The 22,945-nt window shown below is 46.9% G+C and carries 22 protein-coding genes and 1 other annotated feature; of the genes, 5 read left to right on the plus strand and 17 right to left on the minus strand.

What is annotated here, in order from left to right; all coding sequences use genetic code 11:
* Positions 1-153 precede the first annotated feature (153 nt).
* Positions 154-999: a late competence protein ComER gene (comER, locus tag C400_RS0121750; RefSeq protein WP_016821631.1), complete on the plus strand. Its 846-nt coding sequence runs from the start codon at positions 154-156 to the stop codon at positions 997-999.
* On the opposite strand, the gene leuS is transcribed toward comER, so the two are convergent.
* Complete coding sequence (gene leuS, locus C400_RS0121755; protein WP_016821632.1) at positions 980-3,418, minus strand: leucine--tRNA ligase; 2,439 nt, start codon at positions 3,416-3,418, stop codon at positions 980-982. The two genes, comER and leuS, sit on opposite strands and share 20 nt — an antisense overlap.
* A 61-nt stretch (positions 3,419-3,479) precedes the next feature.
* Positions 3,480-3,738, minus strand: a binding site (T-box leader).
* Between the two features lie 179 nt (positions 3,739-3,917).
* On the opposite strand from leuS, the gene C400_RS0121760 reads away from it, so the two are divergent.
* Positions 3,918-4,307 (plus strand): tautomerase family protein, encoded by a 390-nt coding sequence (locus tag C400_RS0121760; RefSeq protein ID WP_017428184.1) that lies wholly within the window; start codon positions 3,918-3,920, stop codon positions 4,305-4,307.
* Between the two features lie 72 nt (positions 4,308-4,379).
* Here C400_RS0121760 and C400_RS0121765 read toward each other — a convergent pair whose 3' ends face one another.
* The 15 genes from C400_RS0121765 to spoVAC form a co-directional block, all read right to left on the minus strand.
* Positions 4,380-5,153: a class I SAM-dependent DNA methyltransferase gene (locus tag C400_RS0121765; RefSeq protein ID WP_017428185.1), complete on the minus strand. Its 774-nt coding sequence runs from the start codon at positions 5,151-5,153 to the stop codon at positions 4,380-4,382.
* A 2-nt stretch (positions 5,154-5,155) separates the two neighbouring features.
* Positions 5,156-6,064, minus strand: coding sequence for a CvfB family protein (locus C400_RS0121770; protein WP_017428186.1), 909 nt, complete (start codon positions 6,062-6,064; stop codon positions 5,156-5,158).
* Complete coding sequence (gene rsfS / locus C400_RS0121775; RefSeq protein WP_017428187.1) at positions 6,061-6,408, minus strand: ribosome silencing factor; 348 nt, start codon at positions 6,406-6,408, stop codon at positions 6,061-6,063. The genes C400_RS0121770 and rsfS overlap by 4 nt, the downstream gene beginning before the upstream one ends.
* Entirely contained in the window at positions 6,405-7,001 is a 597-nt protein-coding gene (yqeK, locus tag C400_RS0121780) for a bis(5'-nucleosyl)-tetraphosphatase (symmetrical) YqeK (protein ID WP_017428188.1), read from the minus strand. Before yqeK ends, rsfS begins: the two co-directional genes overlap by 4 nt.
* A complete protein-coding gene (gene nadD, locus C400_RS0121785) occupies positions 6,985-7,575 on the minus strand; it encodes a nicotinate-nucleotide adenylyltransferase (protein WP_017428189.1) in 591 nt (196 codons plus the stop codon). Before nadD ends, yqeK begins: the two co-directional genes overlap by 17 nt.
* Before the next feature lie 17 nt (positions 7,576-7,592).
* Positions 7,593-7,889 carry a ribosome assembly RNA-binding protein YhbY gene (gene yhbY / locus C400_RS0121790; RefSeq protein ID WP_013372202.1) on the minus strand — a complete coding sequence of 99 codons (297 nt, stop codon included), beginning with the start codon at positions 7,887-7,889 and terminating at the stop codon, positions 7,593-7,595.
* A 67-nt stretch (positions 7,890-7,956) separates the two neighbouring features.
* Complete coding sequence (aroE, locus tag C400_RS0121795; RefSeq protein ID WP_016821639.1) at positions 7,957-8,826, minus strand: shikimate dehydrogenase; 870 nt, start codon at positions 8,824-8,826, stop codon at positions 7,957-7,959.
* Positions 8,827-8,931: 105 nt separating this feature from the next.
* Complete coding sequence (gene yqeH / locus C400_RS0121800) at positions 8,932-10,059, minus strand: ribosome biogenesis GTPase YqeH (RefSeq protein ID WP_017428190.1); 1,128 nt, start codon at positions 10,057-10,059, stop codon at positions 8,932-8,934.
* Entirely contained in the window at positions 10,052-10,582 is a 531-nt protein-coding gene (locus C400_RS0121805; protein ID WP_013372205.1) for a YqeG family HAD IIIA-type phosphatase, read from the minus strand. Before C400_RS0121805 ends, yqeH begins: the two co-directional genes overlap by 8 nt.
* Before the next feature lie 141 nt (positions 10,583-10,723).
* Positions 10,724-12,970, minus strand: a complete 2,247-nt coding sequence (locus C400_RS0121810) for a transglutaminase TgpA family protein (RefSeq protein ID WP_017428191.1) — start codon at positions 12,968-12,970, stop codon at positions 10,724-10,726.
* The gene (locus C400_RS0121815) at positions 12,967-14,214 is read right to left on the minus strand and encodes a DUF58 domain-containing protein (RefSeq protein ID WP_025365384.1); all 1,248 of its coding nucleotides are present in this window, start codon (positions 14,212-14,214) and stop codon (positions 12,967-12,969) included. The genes C400_RS0121810 and C400_RS0121815 overlap by 4 nt, the downstream gene beginning before the upstream one ends.
* Before the next feature lie 3 nt (positions 14,215-14,217).
* Positions 14,218-15,177: an AAA family ATPase gene (locus C400_RS0121820; RefSeq protein WP_017428193.1), complete on the minus strand. Its 960-nt coding sequence runs from the start codon at positions 15,175-15,177 to the stop codon at positions 14,218-14,220.
* Between the two features lie 215 nt (positions 15,178-15,392).
* Positions 15,393-15,749, minus strand: a complete 357-nt coding sequence (gene spoVAE / locus C400_RS0121825; RefSeq protein ID WP_016821644.1) for a stage V sporulation protein AE — start codon at positions 15,747-15,749, stop codon at positions 15,393-15,395.
* Positions 15,746-16,768 (minus strand): stage V sporulation protein AD, encoded by a 1,023-nt coding sequence (gene spoVAD, locus C400_RS0121830; protein ID WP_016821645.1) that lies wholly within the window; start codon positions 16,766-16,768, stop codon positions 15,746-15,748. The genes spoVAE and spoVAD overlap by 4 nt, the downstream gene beginning before the upstream one ends.
* The gene (spoVAC, locus tag C400_RS0121835; protein WP_016821646.1) at positions 16,765-17,271 is read right to left on the minus strand and encodes a stage V sporulation protein AC; all 507 of its coding nucleotides are present in this window, start codon (positions 17,269-17,271) and stop codon (positions 16,765-16,767) included. Before spoVAC ends, spoVAD begins: the two co-directional genes overlap by 4 nt.
* A gap of 184 nt (positions 17,272-17,455) precedes the next feature.
* Here spoVAC and C400_RS0121840 point away from each other — a divergent pair, with 184 nt between their 5' ends.
* Positions 17,456-18,535: a M42 family metallopeptidase gene (locus tag C400_RS0121840; RefSeq protein ID WP_016821647.1), complete on the plus strand. Its 1,080-nt coding sequence runs from the start codon at positions 17,456-17,458 to the stop codon at positions 18,533-18,535.
* A 95-nt stretch (positions 18,536-18,630) separates the two neighbouring features.
* Here the strand turns inward: C400_RS0121840 and C400_RS0121845 are convergent, their stop codons facing one another.
* On the minus strand, positions 18,631-19,347 hold the full coding sequence (locus C400_RS0121845; protein WP_016821648.1) for a metal-dependent hydrolase: 717 nt from the start codon (positions 19,345-19,347) through the stop codon (positions 18,631-18,633).
* A 350-nt stretch (positions 19,348-19,697) separates the two neighbouring features.
* Here C400_RS0121845 and C400_RS0121850 point away from each other — a divergent pair, with 350 nt between their 5' ends.
* Together C400_RS0121850 and C400_RS0121855 are read left to right on the plus strand one after the other, a co-directional pair.
* A complete protein-coding gene (locus C400_RS0121850; protein WP_017428194.1) occupies positions 19,698-20,411 on the plus strand; it encodes an expansin EXLX1 family cellulose-binding protein in 714 nt (237 codons plus the stop codon).
* A gap of 230 nt (positions 20,412-20,641) precedes the next feature.
* Positions 20,642-22,903 carry an AraC family transcriptional regulator gene (locus C400_RS0121855; RefSeq protein ID WP_017428195.1) on the plus strand — a complete coding sequence of 754 codons (2,262 nt, stop codon included), beginning with the start codon at positions 20,642-20,644 and terminating at the stop codon, positions 22,901-22,903.
* Positions 22,904-22,945 lie beyond the last annotated feature (42 nt).

The raw sequence follows: 22,945 nt of genomic DNA on the forward strand, positions 1-22,945 counted from the left end.
TGAGTATTTATACATAAGGGTGGTACGACCCCAGGCACGATCTAATGTGCTCAGACATAAAATTCGTCATGTCGGCCAAGACCAAGTGCATACACTAAGAAGAATGACAGCACAGCGTCTATACCGCAAAGTATGAAAGGAGGACGTTGAACAATGAAAGTCGGATTTATCGGGACTGGCAGCATGGGAAGTCTGCTAATCGAATCTTTTATTCATTCGGACGCACTCAAACCGCAGCAAATATTAGCAAGCAACCGAACGTATTCCAAGGTAACAGAGCTAGCCCGTCGTTATCCAGGTTTGCATGCAGCCCAAAGCAACCGTGAGACGGCAGCGGAAAGCGATATCCTATTTATCTGCGTGAAGCCGCTGGAATCAAAAACCGTAACGGATGAAATACGCAACGTCATTACAGAAGAGCAGATCGTCGTTTCTATCACAAGTCCAGTACAGATCCGTATTTTAGAGCATGCACTGAAAGCCAAGGTGTCCAAAATTATTCCGAGTATCACTCACCAGATTGGAAGCGGAGCCTCACTGTGCATCCATGGAAACCGGATTACAGAGGAGGATCGCTCCCTTCTGGAAGAGCTTATGTCCCACATCAGCAGGCCAATTCGGGTTAAAGAGTCTCATACACGGATCACATCGGATTTTTCGAGCTGCGGCCCTGCTTTCTTGGCCTTTTTTATGGACCAGTGGATTCAAGCCGCAGTTCAAGCTACGGGTATAGACCGTACAGAACTATGCGCATTGGCCGGTGAAATGATCATCGGCACTGGAAAGCTGCTCACGGAAGGCGGGATGACACCAGCCGAGTTACAAGCAAGAGTAGCGGTTCCCGGAGGTATAACCGCTGAAGCTCTTGCGTTGTTAGACATCAGCCTGCATAGTGTCTTCCCTGAGCTAATACGGGTCACGCACAACAAGTATGAAGAGGACATGCAAAAGATAGATGCCTCCTTCGGCTTAAAGCCGATTAACCGGCAACAATATTAACCAGCTTACCCGGAACAGCAATTACCTTGCGAACCGTTTTACCAGCCAGTGCTTCCTGAACGCTGTCCAGCGACAATGCAAAAGTTTCCATCGCTTTGGCATCAAGATCTTTGGCAATCGTTGCACGCTGTACGATTTTACCATTCATCTGAATGACAATTTCCACTTCAGCGTCTACTGTCCATGCTTCATCATAGGCAGGCCAAGCCGCGTAGGTAATGCTCTCGTTGTGTCCCAGCAGCTGCCACAGTTCCTCAGCTAGATGCGGTGCAAGCGGCGACAGCATTTGCACGAAGTTTTCCATCGCTGCACGCGGCAGAAGGTCTGCTTTGTATGCATCATTGGTGAAGATCATCAGCTGACTGATCGCTGTATTGAAACGCAATGCATCCAGGTCCTCGGTTACCTTTTTCAGCGTTTTATGCCAGGTCCGTTTGAACTCGTCGCTACCGCCGTCATTTTTAATTTTTTCGTTCAGGCTACCATCCTCGGAAACAAACAGGCGCCATACGCGGGACAGAAAACGATGCGCTCCCTCTACCCCATTCTCATTCCATGGCTTGGTCGCTTCCAGCGGCCCCATAAACATCTCATAAATACGCAGCGTATCGGCGCCAAACGTATTAACAATATCATCTGGATTGATGACATTACCGCGTGATTTACTCATTTTTTCATTATTGTTGCCTAGAATCATACCCTGGTTGACCAGCTTATAGAAAGGCTCTTTAGTTTCCACTACGCCGATATCATACAGCACTTTGTGCCAGAAACGGGCATACAGCAAGTGAAGAACCGCATGTTCTGCTCCGCCAATATACAGATCAACAGGCATCCATTCGCGCTGTTTCTCTTTGGACACAAGCTCTTTATCATTTTTTGGATCAATAAAGCGCAGGTAGTACCAGCAGCTTCCTGCCCATTGCGGCATCGTATTTGTCTCGCGACGTGCTTTCATACCTGTTTCAGGATCAACGGTTTCTACCCAATCTGTCGCATTCGCCAGTGGGGATTCACCTGTACCTGAAGGCTTGATATTGTCCATCTCTGGCAGTACGAGCGGCAGTTGATCCTCAGGAACTGTTTTAATCGTTCCATCTTCTAGATGAATTACTGGAATCGGCTCGCCCCAATAGCGTTGGCGGCTGAACAGCCAGTCACGCAGACGATAGGTTACTTTGCCCTGCCCCTTACCCTCAGCTTCGAGCCATTCAATCATTTTCGGAATAGCTTCCTCATTGGTCAGTCCATTCAGCAGGCCTGAATTGACATGCGGACCATCCTCGGTGTATGGCTCTTTGTCCACGTCTCCACCTTGAACGACCTCAGTGATTTTCAATCCGAACTTCTTGGCAAATTCCCAGTCACGTGTATCATGGCCCGGTACTGCCATAATTGCACCTGTTCCGTAGCCTGCCAGTACATAGTCGGCAATCCAGATTGGCAGCTTTTCGCCGTTCACCGGGTTCACTGCATAAGCTCCTGTGAATACGCCTGTTTTATCTTTGGCCAGATCCGTACGCTCCAGATCGCTTTTCCGAGCAGCTTGTTCACGATACTGTTGTACAGCGTCCTTTTGCTCAGGTGTAGTGATCATATCCACCAATTCCTGCTCTGGGGCCAGCACACAGTAGCTTGCACCGAACAATGTATCTGGACGGGTTGTAAATACTGTGAGTTGTTCGTCATAGCCTTCAATTGGAAAATGAACCTCTGCCCCGGTAGACTTACCAATCCAGTTCCGCTGCATATCCTTAATGCTTTCGGACCAGTCCAGTTCCTCCAGATCGTCAAGCAAACGATCGGCGTATTCCGTAATTTTCAGCATCCATTGACGCATTGGTTTGCGGATAACCGGATGACCGCCACGCTCACTCTTACCATCAATTACTTCTTCATTCGCCAGTACCGTTCCCAGTGCTGGGCACCAGTTCACGGGCACTTCAGCTACATAAGCGAGGCCACGCTTGTACAGCTGGATGAAAATCCACTGTGTCCATTTGTAATAATCAGGATCAGTTGTGCTGATTTCACGATCCCAGTCATATGAAAAGCCAAGTGATTTGATTTGACGGCGGAAGTTATTTACGTTCTTCACCGTAATTTCGCGTGGGTGCTCGCCTGTATCCAGCGCATGCTGTTCGGCAGGCAGACCAAAGGCGTCCCAACCCATCGGATGCAGTACGTTGTAGCCACGCATTCTTTTATAACGTGAAACAATATCTGTAGCTGTATATCCCTCCGGGTGGCCTACATGCAGACCAGCTCCAGACGGATACGGAAACATATCCAAAGCATAAAACTTCGGTTTACCCGGTTCTTCCCCAGTGCGGAACGTTTTGTTCTCATCCCAATATTTCTGCCATTTTGGTTCAATACTTTGCGGTTGATAGCCGTGCTTCGGCTGTGTGTCTGTCATTGTCTTTTCCTCCTCAAACGGTATGCAACAAAAAAACCTCTGCATCCCGTAGCGTGTCAGCGCTAGGGACGAGAGGTTATATTCCCGTGGTACCACCCTAGTTAGCAGAAAGCGTTCTTCGCATTCTACTCCCTTTGCACCTGATAACGGAGGTGATCCGATGCGTATTAATAACAGGATACTGACCCCTATATAGGTGCTTTCCTGCGTTGGACGCATATCTCCGAGGTGAGTTCGCTTTGCACTGTCAACCGGCTTGCACCACCCGCCGGCTCTCTACATGTCCAGACAAAACTACTATTCCTCATCAGCGATTATTTAACCGTTAATAATGGCACTATTATATTGAAAACCGCGAAAAAAGTCAAATAAGGACTACATTTGATACGAAGCGCCATCTTCATACTAGTTGTCCATGACACATGAATACGAATGTTTTATAATAACTCCAAGTTGCAATGGTTCAAGTTGAGATGAGATAAGAAAGGTGAGTGGAGACATGGCACAGATTAAAATTTTCGGGACAAAAGAAAAGCTAAATCCGATCAAAAAGCAACTTTCAGAGGTGATTCACTCTGCCGTGGTGGATGCGTTCAATTATCCTCCAGACAAGAGGCTTCATCGTTTTTTTCCTATGAATCATGAAGATTTTATATATGCAGATGGTCGCTCCGACGCATACACCATTATTGAAATCAGTATCTTCGAAGGCAGAACGACAGAAGCTAAGAAGCAACTCATCAATCTGTTATTTCAAAGAATTAACGATCTTTTGGGTATTTCTCCACAGGATCTTGAAATTACTATATTTGAAACCTCGAAACAGAATTGGGGCATTCGGGGTGTACCGGGTGATGAACTTCAGCTGAACTATAAAGTGAATATATGAGAGCAAAAAGACGCCCTTCATGACTTCATGAAAAGCGTCTTTCTTTTTCTATATTAGCTCAATGAATCCTAGCTATTTTACAGCGACATAAAAAAGTCTCGCCGCGTCATCTGCTGCTTCTACCCATTCAAAATCTGCATATACCTTCACATCACGAAAACCCACTTTGGACAATTCTGCCTTCATCCAGTCTGGATCATAAGCACGCTGTACATGAATTTCCTCAAAACGCTGGTACAGATCGCGTCCTTCATGTTCTGCTTTCGCAAAGATACTGAGATGATGCTCAATTTCACAACGGGGAGTGTCCAATGCGCATGTCCAGATATACGAAATAGAGCGTTCATCCAGTACGAATGGTTGTTCTTCATCATAACGCAAAAATGTCTGGGGATGATGTACATCAAACAGAAAGGTTCCACCAGGCTTCAGACCAGCATACGTTCTGCGAAAAGTAGAAATGATATCTTCTTCCTCAAGTAAATAATTCAGGCAATCGCAAAAAGAAATGACAGAATCCACGGGCTCCGGTAAAATCCATTCTCGCATATCCTGCTGTATCCAGCGAACGCTCCCCTCACGAAACAATCGCTGCCCTTGAGGAGTAGTTTCCATTTTGCGACGGGCTACTGCCAGCATGTCAGAGGACAAATCGATGCCAGCCACCTCGAAGCCTGAGTTAACCAGTGGAATCGTAATTGAGCCCGTTCCGCAGCCCAGCTCGGCCACTGTATGTGGCATACCGTATCGATCCCAAGCTTGCCGTGCAAAGCGCAACCAGTCCGGGTACGGCATGTCCTGCATTAGCTCATCATACACATAGGCAAACTTGCGGTAAGAAGCCATCTTTATTCCCCATTCCCGTCCTTCGGTTTAGGCATCTTCTCCACCAGGTAGGTCCAGTTTTCTTTTTGTGTAACCAGCCCTTCCTTCATCAGCTTGCCCATCGCACGCTTGAAGGCGGATTTACTGATACCAAACCGTTGCTTGATAATATCCGGCGGCGTTGCGTCAGAATATGGCATACCGCCACCCGGACGTTCCTTCAGAAATGCAATCAACCGATCCGCATCCTCATCACGGCCTACTTCCTTGCGTGGCGACATCGCCAGATTGACCCGACCGTCTTCACGAACAAGCGTGACCCGTACCTTAACTTCCTCGCCCAAGCGAAGCATGCGGTTACGTTCCGACGAATGAATCATTCCTATTGCACCAAAACCAAGCACACCCCCGTCCACCAGGACGAATGTGCCCATCTGAAGCGGCTTGTACACCGTCGCCTGCACCCATGTATTAAGCCACGAACTAGGAGCATGGAAACACAATGGAGCCAGTTCCTGCTCCCCTGCCAGCTTAGCTCGCAGTCTGCCTTGTTTGTCATGCTCCATAATGGCATACACGTAGTCACCCACCCGAGGATGCAGATCACGGTTTTCTGGCAACTCACGAATCGGCAGCAAAAGTTGGCGCCCCAATCCCATCTCCAGGAAGCATCCCAACCGCGGATGCACATCGGCCACCTCAAGCTTTGCCATTTCTCCCAGAGACAAGAACGGCCTTTTCATAGTTGCAGCCAAACGGTCCTCTGTATCGTGGAAGATAAATACCTCCAGCCGTTCACCCACCTCGATTTCCCGAGTCAGCTCCGTATAATGCAGCAGAACATCCTGCTCACCGACGGTAAGAAAGTAGCCGAAAGGAGATACCTCACGATCCACCATAATGGTGACATAAGTACCAGCGATCAAACTCATACCTTCTCCACAACCTTAGCATCCGACCAAAGCCGTTCAATGTTATAATATTCGCGTTCGTCGCGATGGAAGACATGCACTACAACATCTCCCAAATCCATTAGAACCCAGCGAGCAGAATCCATTCCTTCGATTCCTTTGATGGTTACACCTTCATCATGAGCGCGTTTGCGAATTTCTGTTACAATCGCCTGTACTTGTGTATCCGAATTACCGTGACAGATTACAAAATAATCCGCAACTAGCGATACTCCACGCAAATCCAGTGCGACAATATTCATTGCCTTTTTATCATTAGCGGCCTCAACCGCCGTTTGCATTAATTTCTCATTCGTTAGGGTCATTCATGAACCTCCGTTTTTTTCTGTTTTAGCTGTCGAATCAAGTCATTGCGCGACAAGACCGTCAGCGGAAAAATAACCTTTTGCTTTTCCAGCAACAAAGAAATCGTAGAATCAAATCCAGCGATAAGGCCCTGCTCCAAACTTTTCTTTGCGTGTTTACGAATATGTTCAACCCCGGGAAAATCCCGCCCCGGTTCGATGTAATCAGCCAGACACACGACTTTATCCAGCAGGCTCATACCTACGCGGCCTGACGTATGCCAGCGGATCGCATTCCTTATTTCCGGGTCATCCACTCCGTAATCTCTTGCCGCAACGCAGTACCCTACCTCTGAATGCCAGAGCTGCTTGTCATGCTCCAATAGCGCCTGATCACATTCGGGATAGTTACGAATCACTTCCTCCATCTGCTGAACAGGCCAATATTTCGCTACATCATGCAAAATAGCCGCCAGTTCTGCCTTATCCGGGTCTGCTCCATAACGCTTCGCAAGCTCAACAGAGGTATGCATAACACCCAGCGTGTGCTTCCAGCGTTTTTCAGGCATCTGGCCAGATACGACTTCCATTAGCTGCTCACGGCTGTACTTCATACAAACCGCCCCTTGTAATATAGTCATGAACACGATCAGGCACAAGATAACGAATAGTGCGGCCTTCTGCCACACGCTCCCGTATATCCGTCGAAGAAATGTCTACCACTGGCATATCCGCCAGCAGTACCTTGTCCTGCAAATAATATGGCAACTCATCCAGCGCAAGCTGGAAGCCCGGTCGCCGCACCCCAATAAAACAAATCCGCTGCGCCAATTCCTCAATCCCCTGCCAATGAGGCAAGTAGTTCACCATATCTGCACCAATAATAAAATAAAAATCTACAGCAGGATGCAGCTCCTGAAGCTTCTTGATCGTGTCAATGGTATAGGATACCCCCCCGCGAAGCACTTCAATATCCAGCACTTCAAAAGCAGGATGACTCGCTACCGCTTCACTCGTCATCTCCAGACGCTCCTTGCCGCTTGCCCCCGCTTGATGCTTGTGCGGAGGAATATGAGAAGGCATAAACCATACTTGATCCAGCCCATAGGCATCTCTTGCCGCTTCTCCAGCCAGCAGATGTCCAATATGAATGGGATCAAATGTACCACCCATAATACCGATTTTCATAATTTTCTCCCCGCGTATTATCCTCTAGGCAACTCGATTTGCTTATGATCACGAGATTCCTTGTACAAAATAATGGTGCTCCCAATAAGCTGTACAAGCTCGGAACCCGTCTCTGCTGCCAGTTCTTCCGCAATTTCATGTTTGTCGTCTAAACAGTTGTTCAAAATTTGTACTTTCATCAGCTCACGCTTTTCAATCGCATCATTGATGTGACGCATAAGATGCTCATTCGTACCGTTTTTACCTACTTGAAAAACTGGGTCCAAATGATGCGCCATGGAGCGCAGATATCTTTTTTGTTTACCTGTTAACATGTATATTTAACCCCTTCGTCGCCACATATACAATGCGGCATTTCCATAATTTTAATGTATATCCGACTTACGTTAGGCTTCTCAGCACAGCCGCTCTCATTTGGTCTACTGCAGGGGCCACTCCCGTAAAATACTCAAAAGCCACTGCCCCTTGGTACACAAACATGCCTAAACCTCCATGTACAGTGCAGCCACGCTGTTCACGACTTTCGCGTAAAAGCCTCGTTTCCAGCGGGTTGTAGATCAAATCGCTCACAATGATTCCCTGCGGAATAAGATTCGTTTCCAGTGGAAGCTCATCAGATAAAGGAGACATTCCCACCGAGGTTGTATTAATCAATACATCCACTGTCATGAGTACATTCTTGGCTTCCTCGTTGGAATAGCCCATTACTGGAATTGCTTCTGTCGTCCACTCCAATGCCAGTTGTTCAGCTTTGTCACGTGTTCGGTTCAGAATAATGACCGATTCAGGTCGCTCCTCCAACAAAGCATGAATCACGCCCCGAGCAGCCCCACCGGCTCCTAGAACAGCAATTCTTGCACCCTTTAACTCAACAGAAGTCTCTTCTTTAAGGGAACGCACATAGCCAATTCCGTCCGTATTATAGCCCTTGAGCCGTCCATTGTCATTCACTATCGTATTGACAGCGCCGATGAGCCGGGCCCCTTCATCAATCTCATCCAGATATTTCATAACCTCAACCTTATGGGGAATCGTCACATTGACTCCGCGGAAATGCAAAGCCCGAATCCCCTTCACAGCATCCTCCAGCTGATCCGGTGTGACATGAAGAGGTACAAAATCTCCCTCAATCCCCGCTGCCTGTAAAGCTATTTTATGCATAAGAGGCGATTTGGAGTGCTTGATCGGATCACCCAATACGCCCAATAGTACAAGATCTCGTTCGGTCGCTCCAGACTCCCCGCTGTTCATCGTTGCTCTCCCCCATATTGCAAAATATTAGGCCGCTCAAATACATGAATGGCGGCAGGAACCCGTATGTGTTCCTTGCCGCCCTATAGCTTGGTTACAGCATTGTTAAATCAACGCAGGCCGCAAAAGCACACGGACTCCCCGAGGAGCATGAACCGCTACCAGAGCTCCGTTCTCACTATTCACCCTAATCCATCCCAAACCGGATATATAGATGTCCGATGGAGATTTGCGTGGAACGCGGAACTCATGTCTGGTCCATTCTGGCATCTCTGCCAATTGATCGCGTGTTGGTGGAGACAATAGCTCCCCGGCATGATCAACGAACAACTGATCAGCTCGCTCCAGCTTCGTGCGATGTATTTTAAGACCACCGTTAATGTAGCAGGTAAAAGATTGGTGCTGACCGTCTACAAAATCAAATCGGGCCATACCGCCGAAAAACAATGTTTGTCCGGCATCAAGCTGATATGCAGCAGGCTTCAGCGGCTTGTCCGGCATAATAGCACTCAAGTCCTGACGGGAGACAATTTCACTGAACCGCCAAGGGTACACAATACCCGGAGTATCAATAATGTGCTTGCCGTCGTCGAGCGGAATATTCACCATATCGAGTGTAGTTCCTGGGTAACGGGATGTTGTGAGTTCCTGCTCCATATCGCTATAATCACGAATCAAGCGGTTAATGAGCGTGGATTTACCCACATTTGTGGCTCCGACTACATATACATCACGGTTACCACGCAGTTCAGATACCACATCCAGCAGACGGTCAAAGCCCTGATTTTTTTTAGCAGAGCACAGTACGATTTCTTCCGTGCGTAGCCCTTGCTCCTTCGCTTGCTTTTGTACCCAGTTACGTACCTTGTTCCAGTTTGTGACCTTAGGCAACAAATCAGTCTTATTGACTGCCAGTACAACCGGATTCGAACCTACAAAACGCTGTAGGCCGGAAATCAAGCTACCTTCAAAATCAAAAATATCTACAATGTGGATGACGAGCGCGTCCTTGTCCCCAATCTGACTAAGCAGCTTCAAGAATTCATCTTGATCTACCGTCACCGAAGAGGTTTCATTATAGTTTTTGATCCGGAAGCAACGCTGACAGATGACCGGTTCACGAGTTAATAATTTTTCCGGAATATATCCCGGAAAGTCCGGGCTAGTGGTCTGCATGGCGATACCGCAACCACTACATTTGACGGCAGTTCCACCGTCAGGTCTTTCAGTCATTCTTCTTTTCCTCCTCAAGCCATAAGCCTTTCTTACGTAACCTTGTGAGCGCGATTCGCTCCAACCGTCGATTAAATCGGGTCATGACTCCTTCATCATGAATGGATATCGGCAGCACCAAAACGGTATGCAAACCCATTCGGTTGCCTCCCAATACGTCCGTCAACATTTGATCCCCGACCATAATAGTCTCTTCCGGAGTAAGCCCCATCATACGAATGGCTCTACGAAAGGACGAGTTGGATGGCTTCCGGGCGGCATGTATAAATTCAATGTCCAAAGGCGTAGCAAACACGGATACACGGTCCATATTGTTATTAGACACGATGACAAGCTTAAAACCCGCCTGTTTGACCTTTTCAAACCAGGCCACCAGCTCGGGAGTTGCGTTCGGCGCTTTTGCACCGACCAGCGTGTTATCCAGATCCGTAATAATGCCGCGATATCCTTGAGCATACAAGCCTTCAAGATCAATATCAAAGACGGTATTCACCCGTAATTTGGGCATCAGCATTTCAAACAACGTCGGTCACCTCAGTTTCATACGACAAACTATACCATATTACTATGGCTTAGTAAAAAGCTATCCGCAACAAACGGACAGCTTTTTACTAAGCATATAGATTAAGATTAAAAATTGCGACACCAAACCTAGTCAAAATGACTAGCCTTCATCCTTCTGGTCAGACTTGGCTCTTCGCCCAGCCCATCGTTTTATCCATGGTTCCTTTTGCAACAGGGAAGCTTGCTGGCGAACACTGCGCCAATCCTCGGCGGTTACCGACGAAGGACTATAACGTGCTTGTTCAAAGCGTCCTAGTAACTGATGTAAAATCGCAGCGCGTTCCGGTGCTTCTTGTGACCATCTGTCGACTGATTCCCTCAGTGTCTCATGGCTTGCGCGGACAAAGCCTTTCCTTCGCATGTACCGTAACCAGTGTTCCGTTTCGACGACCACCTTTTCATCTGGGGTCAGCGGTTTACCTGTGCGTAAACGCAGCAGGTAAAAGTGAATGTCTGCCCGATTACGCCAAATGATATAAGCAGCCCACAGCAGAAGAATGGCAACAGCAGAGCCTATGATTACAGGATGAACCTCTAAGCCTTCCCCTGGATCCGTCTGCGGAGTCTGCTCAGGCTGCTCTGATTCTGGCTGATCCTTGACCTCTGGGGCGTCTGGAGTCTTTGAATCCTCCTGCTCTGTAAGTAACGGCATATCAAAGCCAGGCGTAGCTTCTACCGGAACCCAGCCATATTCGCCTAAATATACCTCTGCCCAGGAATGAGCGTCCGCGTTTGTCACGGAATAAGAGGACATGTTTCCGTCACCATCGCCCGTGGTTGCATCATCTGAAAACGTCTGCTGGCCAGGAGCGTACCCTTTGACCCAACGGGCTGGAACCCCAACGGAGCGAGCCATCATGACTAATGAAGTGGAATAATAATCGCAATAGCCCTCCCGAATCTCAAACAGAAAGGCATCCACGAAATCCCTGCTTCTTTTCCGTGAGAGATCCGGATTGTTCGTATATGCATAATTTTGCTGTAGATACTGCTGTAGCAATCCGACTTTTTCATACGGCGTTTTGGCCGTCGCCGTTACATTGCGAGCCAAATCACGAACCCGCTGCGGCAATTCCTTTGGAATTTGTAAGTAGGCTTCCTGTTTGTTTTTTCCATACAACTCATTAAAACTTTTTCTACGCAGTTCTTTCTCAGGGATCACTGGAACATGCGATACCAAAGTATACGTTTTAGGATAAGCAGTTCTTCGAGATGATGGATTCCAAAGCAGCTCTGCCTGTTCCGGATTCCAACGCAACCCGTTTGCCCGTGAATCTCTGTCCACCGATTGAACACGATGCACCGAATAGGCGCCAAACAGAACGGGATAGCTCTGATCATTTTGCATGGTAACGGTCTGCACGACCTGCTCAGTAGAGTGTCTCGTTTCTTGTGCGTTTTCAAGCTCTGCGGTCATCGACACCTCATTTGGTGCTGGATCATCGTTGCCCACGTCGACCCAACCTGTACCGGAATAGGTTCGTTTCGTTTCTCCTCGCCAATAGCTTCGCTGATTAGTTGTGATGGTCATGACAGGCGAATAATCAAAATTAAAACCTCCACCCAATCGATTATCCTGGCGACTATAACCAGATGCGGTGTTCATGCGCTGATTCAGTGCCCCAGATCCATTGGTGGTTCCTGCGGTGGTTGAGCTAATGCGCTGGGTCCACGCTGTATAGGGGTCCGTCAAAGCTGGCTGTACCTCGGGCATATTCACACCCGCCATAATTATAAGCGCAAAAATGACAGCAATATTGGCCGCAATTTTATACGGATAACGCCGAATATGCTTCCATCCTTGAGGATAATGCTGACGAAAATACTGCAGATGCTGTGTCACTAGCCATCCCATACCAGCAAAGACGATCCAGGCAACCTCCTCCCACAGCACAGTTGGTGTGAAGGAATCAAGCACCGCCAGAGCTGCAACGTTGATGCCCACAAAAACTAGAATCCGCTGCTTCGTGGTAACGATGAGCGGCACCATTTCAATGACTAGCCAAGCAATGAGGGAAAACCAAACATAAGGAGACATATTAGATATAAACTGATCCAGACGATTGGCTGCCCCGCCAAAGGGGATAATGATGGAGTAAGACACTAATGTCCGATACAAAATAAAGAACAGCGTTACCGCCTTAACGACAAATTCAATCCATGGACGGAATGGTAGTAAAATCTTCACCAGCGCCAGCATTGTAATGGTCATCAGTACAAGTGCCCTCGTCTCTTCCAGCCATAATTCAGAAGCAAAAGACACCCATTGCATAGCAATAATAATAATCCACAAGAACGTAAAGGCGGGAGCCCAGGAGCTCTTTAACGATTGTAACCAGCTTTTCATTGTGTCCCTCCCCCCATTACAGCCGGGAGCTCTTCGAGGCTCTCAACATCGTAGCCCTTAATTCCCCTTGCACGAAGCATACTCATCCACTTTTCAGCTTCTCCCTCGGCAGAGCCTTCGCCGATATAGACATGGCACGGAGTCATCCCCCGGGTATCGGCCCAGCGAAGAAGTTCCAGCGCCTGATGATCCTTCAGCGGACTAATCAGTATAAAATAACAGCCTTGCGGAAACTGGCGCACACAGCTTTCTACAGCAGTCATCAAGCTGCCTTGCGAAGTGGTGTGGATGTCTACCAAGTGATGCATCATTCGTTGTCGTTCCATCATCTGCTCACTTGGCTGAAAAACAGTCCCCTTCCCTCCAGCTGTACACAGTCCGACTCCCATCCGCTCCCGTCCACCATATTCCAGCAATGAAGCGGTAGAAGATACAGCTAGCTCAAACTGGTCGGCGTTTACATAATGCTTTGTTTGTACGTCCAGCACAAGCATCGTTTTGGGAACCGTTTCATGTTCAAATTCCTTGGATTTCCAACTACCTGTACGAGCCGTCGCATTCCAGTGGATGCGTGAAAACCGATCTCCATATACATAATCTCGTACACCGTTGATTTGTGTCGTTTCACGGCGCGTTCGAGTTTGAACGGTCTGCGGTCCAGACATTCTTGAGCGGCGATCATTGATCTGCCAATATGGAATGAATGCCGTGCGAGGAAGCACCCGAAATTCACCGCGTGCATTCAACCTGCCCTTGTGCTCCAACAGGCCAAAGATGTCCTCACTCACACATTCGGTTTCCTCAAAATAGTAGCTTCCTCGTTCTAAAGCAGGGGTTTGAAATGTAAGCTGGCCGCCACCTTTCATACTAGGGATAACACTGTCTTCAAACGACCAGGATTCCCCCGTATGTCGCTTGAGCACCTCGCGAACAATGACATAGGGTAACGGAAGAAAGCCAGGAATGCTCAGACTGAGCTTTACGTGTACCTGATCTCCCGCATGCAGCAGCTCGCCAAACTCCGAGCCTTGCGAAAGCTGACGATGGCCCTGGACGCGACGAACTCCACTCAGACCAACCATCCATAAATAAACGATTAACAACGTAACCATAGAAAACAGCATGACCGATGTCTTTCCACCCTGAAACAACAAATAAAGCAGGCACACTACCCATATACATAGCATAAGCCAGATGCGACTTGATAGCCGGGGAAGCCTGCGCTTCCTTTTGACCATGTTCATTCCCTAAGAACGCTCCATTCGTACGGGTACATGAACCTGTCGGAGCACAGACTGCAGCACGGACTGGGCGTTGGAACTATCGAGGCGTGCTTCGGGACGCAGCAGCAAACGGTGCGTCAGCACATAAGGTGCTAGCGCCTTCACATCATCAGGCAACACATAGTCACGGTTATCCTGAAAAGCGAATGCCTTGGCAGCCATGACAAAAGCAAGTGCGGCCCGTGGACTAGCTCCCAGCAGCACAGATGGATGTTCTCTCGTCGCACGCACGATATCGAGTAAATAGGACGTCACCGCTTCATCCATATAGATATTTCTGATTTCCTGCTGGATGTCAGCAATCTGTTCCATATGCGCTACAGCCTCCAGACGGTCTGCTGGCTGGCTGGCCTGATGATGAAGCAGCATGTTTCGCTCTGTCTCCAAATCAGGATAACCCAAGCTGATTTTGAGCATAAAACGATCTAATTGTGCTTCCGGCAGCATATAAGTACCTTCAAAATCAATCGGGTTTTGAGTGGCACACAACATAAAAGGATGAGGCAACATATGAGTGTCCCCATCCACCGTCACACTTCGTTCCTCCATAACCTCCAGCAGAGCTGACTGGGTTTTCGTCGTCGCTCGGTTAATTTCGTCTGCCAGTAAAATGTTAGTCATAACCGGACCCGGACGGAAATAAAAACGCTCATCCCGTGGATGAAATATAGATACCCCTGTAATATCACTCGGTAGAATATCAGGATTACATTGAACACGGCGATAATCACCACGCATGGATTTTGCAAGAGCCTTGATCATTTGCGTTTTCCCCGTACCCGGAACGTCTTCGATCAGAATGTGTCCACCCGCCAGCATAGCCGTAAGCAATAATTTTATTTCAAAGGATTTCCCTAATATGCAGGATTCCAGATTAGAACGGATTGCAGATACAATCTGCACAGATTCTTGACGCACGGGCATAACTCTGTAAACCTCCTAGATAGCAACATGTTTCCTATTATTGTACATGAAGGTGGACATAGAGTACACTTAACTCCTTGCCCATATTATTCAAGCTCCATCTTCTCTTATAGGTACATATTTTTTGGAACAGTCAAAAACCCTTCGGTTATCAAATCCGAAGGGTTCACGTATACAATTTATTTTACTTTTTTTATCCCATTTAAAGCACCCTGCTATATGCTTCCTTTTGGACGAACAAACAAGCATGCCAGAAAAGAGAAAATAATCGCCGAGGAAATCCCTGCGCTTGTCAGACTAAAGATCCCTGTAATAACACCAAGCCATCCGTCCTTTTCCAATTCGGTTAGTGCACCATGTACGAGTGAGTTACCAAAGCTGGTAATTGGAATCGTCGCACCCGCTCCAGCAAATTTGATAAGGGGATCATATATTCCGACAGCGTCGGCAATTGCACCTGCTACCACCAACGTACTCATTGTGTGTGCCGGGGTCAATTTGATTACATCCATCATCAACTGACCCACGACACAAATGGCACCGCCCACTAAAAAAGCCCATAGAAATATCATACTTTTCCTCCCGCTTCAAAAGCTACAGCATGTGCAACACATGGAATGCTTTCACCCTGCTGTGTAGTCAAAGGAGACAATAACGCTCCGGTCGCCACGACCAGCACCTTTTGTAGTTCTCCCTTTTCGATCCGCTTTAACAGATGTCCATAGGTTACAACAGCTGAGCATCCGCAACCACTTCCACCTGCAATGACCTTCTTTTGCTTATTGATGTCGTAAATCAGTAAACCGCAATCATTAAATTCCGTTTGATTCATATCGAATCCATCTTTTTTAAGCAGCTCCTTGGCAATCGGCAGCCCTACGGAGGCTAAATCCCCTGTTACAATAAGATCATAGTAGCCTGGGTCCCTGCCTGTATCTCGAAAATGAGACAAAAGCGTGTCCGCCGCCGCTGGAGCCATGGCTCCGCCCATATTAAAGGGGTCTTTAATGCCCATATCCATTACACGCCCAATAGTAGCACAATCTACCACCGTCCCTGACTTCGCATGTCCCACAATGGCCGCACCGGAACCGGTAACAGTATACTGAGCTGTGGGGGGCTTCTGTGCTCCGTATTCATTAGGATAGCGGAATTGTTTTTCCACAGTACAGTTATGGCTGGTTGTACCCGCCATCACGTAGTCGCCCGCCTCTGAATCCACGATAAGTGCTGCTAAAGCCAAGCTTTCCATCGACGTTGAGCAGGCTCCGAAAACACCTAAATAAGGAATAGCAAGCTTGCTAGCCGAAAATGAGCTGCTGATAATCTGATTCATCAGATCACCACTTATGAAAAATTGCACTTCCTCTTTGTTTAAATTTGAATTAATTAACGCAAGCTCTGTAGAATGCTCAATTAATCTTCGTTCCGCTTTTTCCCATGTTTTCTCGTTTATTTCGATATTGTCATAAATATAATCGAAATCTGTGGACAACGGCCCCTCTCCTTCATCCGGGCCTACAACAGTTGCACTCCCAATGATGCGCGGTCTCGACTCGAACTTCCAGGTTTGTCCTCCCTGTCTTCTCATAAGTGATTGCCCCCCACACCGAGGATTGCGTATATAACGCCCACGATAAATGCGGCCACAACACCAAATACGACAACGGAGCCTGCCAGCTTGAACATATTTGCACCCACTCCAAGTACCAATCCCTCGGAACGATACTCCAATGCAGCTGAACACATTGAGTTCGCAAAACCTGTGATGGGTACAGCGGTTCCCGCTCCTGCCCATTGGGCAATCTTATCGTAGACCCCGATGCAGGTTAATATAACAGACAAGAGGATCATCATGGATGCAGTTGGTGCCGCAGCTTCTTTGGCTGGAATATGCATCCCTGCCATAAAGGCTTCCTGAATCGCCTGCCCAATCACACAGATGACGCCACCAACCAGAAAAGCACGCACACAATTGGCAAATACTTTTCTGGAAGGTTCATGCTTTTGGGAAACACTTTGATAGTCTTTCTCATTTATGGACAACGGCGACGAATTGGTACGAAAACCGCGCTGTCCTGACTTAGCTGGCATCATTCACCACCCCTTATTCAAAAGTTCCGCGCTTGGCGGTTCAGATTGCTTGGCTCCTTAACATTATGAGCTTTTTGGGGAAATGTTATGTCAGGAAAATGATATCGTGGACATTCCGTACAAATCCATTCATACTGAATACATGACGACCACTGGTTAATTAATAAGGAGTGAGGTATACATCATGGAAGCAAAAACATTGGAATTGTTTAAAACCTTAACAGAGTTCCCTTCCATTCCTGGACATGAGCGTGAGCTGCGGGCATGGGTTAAAGAACGAATATCCGGTTATACGGATGAAATCGTGCAGGACCGTTTGGGCAGTCTTTTTGGTGTACTGCGCGGGCAAGAAAGTGGCCCACGTGTAATGGTGGCAGGACATCTGGATGAAGTTGGTTTTATTGTAAATGGCATTACGGAAAATGGAATGATTCGTTTTCAGCCGGTTGGAGGCTGGTGGAGCCAAGCCATCATGTCACAACGTCTTCAAGTATTGACCCCAAATGGCCCAATCATTGGTGTAGTTGGATCTGTCTCACCACATTTGCTTGATGAAGCGCAACGCAGCAAACCGATGGACATCAAACATATGTACCTGGATATCGGCGTAGACAGCAAACAGGAGGCGCAAAATCTGGGGATTGTACCCGGAACGGCGATCGCTCCGATCTGTGATTTCACTCCACTTGCGAATCCAAAAAAAATCATGGCTAAAGCATGGGACAATCGATATGGTGTAGGCCTGGCCATTGAGCTGTTGGAGGCATTACATAAGGAAAAGGACCAGCTTCCAAATACATTGTATGCAGGAGCTACGGTTCAGGAGGAAGTGGGACTGCGCGGTGCACGCACAGCTGCCAATCTGATTCAGCCGGATATTTTCTTTGCACTGGATTGCAGTGCTGCCAACGATATGGGTGGAGATCCGAACGCATACGGACAGCTTGGTAAAGGCGCACTGTTGCGGGTTTTTGATCCAGGTATGATTACACACCGCGGAATTGTGGAGTATGTGCAGGACATGGCGGAAACTCACAAAATCAAGTACCAATATTTTATCTCCACTGGGGGAACGGATGCTGGTCAAGTGCACTTGAGCGGAATTGGTGTGCCATCTACCGTCATCGGCATATGTGGACGATACATCCACACTTCCTCGTCCATTATTCACACCGATGATTATGATGCGGCCAAGGAACTGATCATTAAGTTGGTTCAAAATCTGGATCGCACAACACTGAATACCATTATTGAACGAGCTTAAGAAGTAACAGAGAATAAGAATCTATAAAAAAACAGTCAAGACACATACGTGTGCTTGACTGTTTTTTAATTTAATAGAAGAAAAAATAGAAGTTCTCAAATTAAATGCTTGTACCGAAGCAAAGCAATCACTACAAGTACAGCTGTTAAGGTGATACAGATATTTTCTACCTTTGCTCCCTTCCGGGTTCCGGTGCTCATTAATCTAAATCTTAGCTTCCATTTGAATGGCGGCAAAGGCTTAATTCCGTTATTCGTCAAGGAATCTGCCAATAAATGTAGCAAGTACGCTATACCTCCAGCCAGCCATATACTGTCGCCATGTAAACGTGTCGTGCCGTAAAGCAGCGCGGTCCATGCTACTGTCCCATATACCGTATGCGTCAATCCTCGGTGCGGAACAAGCGTACATATGATCAGCAGACACCCGGCGATATAATTCCACGGTGCATATGATTCCCCATACCAGGCAAGGCCGATACCAATTAGAAAAATGATAACTTTACGCATAGACCGTGACGGCATAAAAGAAGCGCTGATCATCAGCAAAGCCAAAACAAGATTCCAGGGTGGCGGAGCCAAACGGGTGAAAAACACCCAACCCGCAGCCCCAATCATTAGAAGCTGTATGAGCCTAAGCATTTTGTTCGGTAACGCACGGCTCACAAGCATTGAGTTAGGCTCGTCAATATCCGGCAGCAATGAACCAACCACAGCGGCTGCCACGGCAGCCGGAGTCACTTCGAATCCACTTAAGGCTAATACCGATAGGGAGACCCCGGTTCCAATAATTAAATGGGCTCTTCCCATCATGATGCATAACATCCTTTCTTGCAGTATACACAGAGTCGACATTACTCTATTTGAATCAGCATGATTCGATTGTATACGACAATCAAAACGAGAACAATAGTTCGCTTATTCTATTTAAAAGACTTCATCCAAAAGTCCTAGTTTCGCCCCCCATTACTTGACCCTCCCCTTATTCTTTATCTGTACAGCTATTTCTCAAAAAACACGCCATATGACCTATGGGTATGTTGACAAATATCTTCAACATTTTCTTTTTGCCTCAAAGTCCTATTGTACAATTTGGAATATTAGGTAATATAGTGTTTATATTTACTATATAAATCTATTAAATGAACAAGGAGGAAATGATTATGCAAGAAAAATCTCTGTTCCGAAAGTTCAAAACGATTGGTCTGACGTCGTTGCTAAGTGTCGTATTGTTCGCACTTCCCGCTTCAGCTGCTTGGAATGATACATACACCGGGTACGCCACATATACAGGATCAGGTTACTCTGGAGGAGCATTACTGCTTGACCCTATCCCTTCTGATGCCAAAATTACAGCGCTTAACCCCACACAACTGAATTATAACGGAATCAAAGCCGCATTAGCTGGAGCCTATCTAGAAGTCCAAGGCCCCAAAGGAAAAACGACCGTCTATGTAACAGATTTATATCCTGAGGGTCCGAGTGGCGCACTTGATCTATCTCCGAATGCCTTCAACCTGATCGGCAATCAAAAGGATGGAAAAATCAATATTTCATGGAAAATTGTCAAAGCTCCGGTTAGTGGCAATGTCTCCTACCGCATTAAAGAAGGCAGCAGCCAATGGTGGGCAGCCATTCAAGTACGCAATCATAAATATCCAGTCTTAAAAATGGAGGTCCAACAAAATGGGCAATGGCTCAATCTCGAAAAACAGGATTACAACCACTTTCTGGGTACTAACTTAGGAAAACAGCCTCTGAAAATACGGATTACGGACATTCGCGGTGTCGTACTGAACGATACCATCCCAGCTCTAGCCGAAAATGGCACAGGCCAAGCCTATATCGTTAAAGGTAATGTTCAATTTCCAGACTGATTGAAGTGCCGCCTCATCTTTGCTTCTTTTCATTTGAACCAATAAAAACGGCCGGGAACCGACGCAATCCAGTTTGCGTATACGTGTTCCCGGTCTTTTTACGGAAAAATCATTATTTTTCACAAAGAATCGGTTTGTTCACTGTCCTGTTCATAAGATCATACGTATAATGAATACATAAATAGGGTGTACTTTACAGCTACGTGCACACAGACAGGAGGCCTGTTCATATGAGCAATTTCAAAAAGCATCATAAGCTACACAGCAAATTGCTGGTCAGCATTACGTTATGTATAACACTAACATTGCTGGTATCCACCACTGTATATTATTTCTACTATATTCGCGTGGAAAAGGAGCAGGCGTTCGAAGCCAATCACAATAGCTTAACGTTGAGAAGCAAAGAGGTCATCAACATGACATCTATTGCTCAATCGTTGGCATTTCAAATGTATCGCAGCAGTACCCTATCCAAGCTGTTGTATTATCCCAAGCCCAATGTATATGATGTAACCGCTGCCATGACCGAATTAAATAATTATCTTAACTCCATGCCTTATATTGAATCCATCTACGTGTATAACCCTAAAAGTGACACCTTCTACATTGCGTCCTCACAAGGCCAAAACGGGTTATTCAGCAAGCATGAACTGGCTGATACAGACATCATTCGCGTGCTGGATCATTATCAGGACTACAAACCCTTTACGCCTATTCCACGCACGTATCCGTTGCTGTCTGCCTCAGACTCCGAAGCTGGCGTAGAGCAAGCAAGCCCAGACATCGTAGCCTATACGTATTTATGTTATGACGCAATCAACTCGAACGAAGCGATAAATTCGGCTGTGATTGTGAACGTGTCAGCGGCCTGGATGAACAAGGAAATGGCGTCGACCCCCATCTCAGGTGGGACTGCTTATATTTTAGACGATCAAGGCAGATTGTTATCTGGTACAACGTTGACAGACGAAGCTTTGAACGAAAAAGAACAGCTATGGCTGCACACTAGAGTCAAAAAACAGGAAACAGGCTATTTTGTAGAAGACTTTCATGGTAAAAGATCACTGATTTCCTATACTTCCCCGGATGGACTAGGTTGGCAGTATATTAGTGTCACACCTTATGAAAGCGTTATCAAAATGGCGAGTGTTATTCGTAATGCCATGGTACTGATCGCGGCCATCATCGGAATGGCAGGATTTGTAGCTTCCTGGCTGCTGTCCAAAATGCTGTATACGCCTATTGGTCAAATTGTTGTGCATATGAATTCACTGGAATCGGAGAAACGCAACAGTATGTACACGATTCGGCAAAACATTTTACGGAATGTGATTCGGGGAATCCGAAATCTTCCTGCTGGTGAAGAACCGGAACGACTGCGCGAGCTTGGGATTACATTTCAGTTCGACAAAGACTATCGGCTTGTACTCCTGCGCATAGATGAATATGCCCGCTGGCAAAGCGAGCGTGGACCTGATCTGCTACCTTACAAGTTTGCCATCATGAATATCGCTTCTGAAATATGCGGGCAAACATATCGGGTGGAGACCGTTGATATGGATGAGGATAGCGTCCTGCTGATGCTCAACATTTTAGACCCTGCGGAACATACAGACACGGTACTACTGGAAACCCTATTACGCCAAATACGCGAAGCCTGTCTCGAATATTTGAAGCTAAGTGTATCACTAACCTACAGCGTAATTACAAGTCAACCAGAACGGCTGCATTTGCTGTACCGCCAGGTAGAGAACGCATCTATGCACCGTTTTTTTCAGGGTCATGGCTGTATTATTGATGCGCGAAACACTACAGATGAAGATGTCCAAAATACTTATGTATTTCCATCGGATAAAGAAAAAAAATTGCTGGATACGCTGCTATCTGGTCATACGGAGGATGCACACCGGATGTTCCAAGATCTGTTGATGCATATGGAGCAATATCCGTTTTCCTCTGTGCGGGTGGCAATATCTCGGCTTATCATGAGTGTGAATAATGCCGTTCGGCATATAAGTGAGCTCAATGGATTTGCTATCGAATCTAAACCTGAATTACCATCCGCAGATCGATTAGAGACCGCCGAGGATCTTATTGCTCATTACCAATTGGTCTTTGAACAGATTCGCTCCAATCTGGCGGAAAAACGAAATACAAAGCAAGAACGATTGGTACAACAAATCAACGAACGAATGGAGCAAGCTTATACGGACCCTAATTTCTGTCTCAATCAGATTGCGGAAGAGCTGGATATGTCGCCAATTTATGTCAGCAGGCTTTATAAGCAACAAACCATGTCTACCATCGTAGACGTCATCCAGCAGCTTCGTATTCGCAAGGCCTGTGAGCTGCTGGAACAGACCGACTGGTCGGTGGCTGACGTGGCAGAACAAACCGGGTTTGCGAGTAGCTCTTATTTCCACCGTATGTTTAAACGCAGTTTAGGCGTGACACCCACAGATTTTCGCCGTTCTAAAGCGAATGCGCAATAGGCGATATCAAAAAAGCAAGCCTCCAACTTTCTGGAGACTTGC

Source organism: Paenibacillus sp. ICGEB2008 (genome assembly GCF_000307675.1).
GTDB lineage: Bacteria > Bacillota > Bacilli > Paenibacillales > Paenibacillaceae > Paenibacillus > Paenibacillus polymyxa.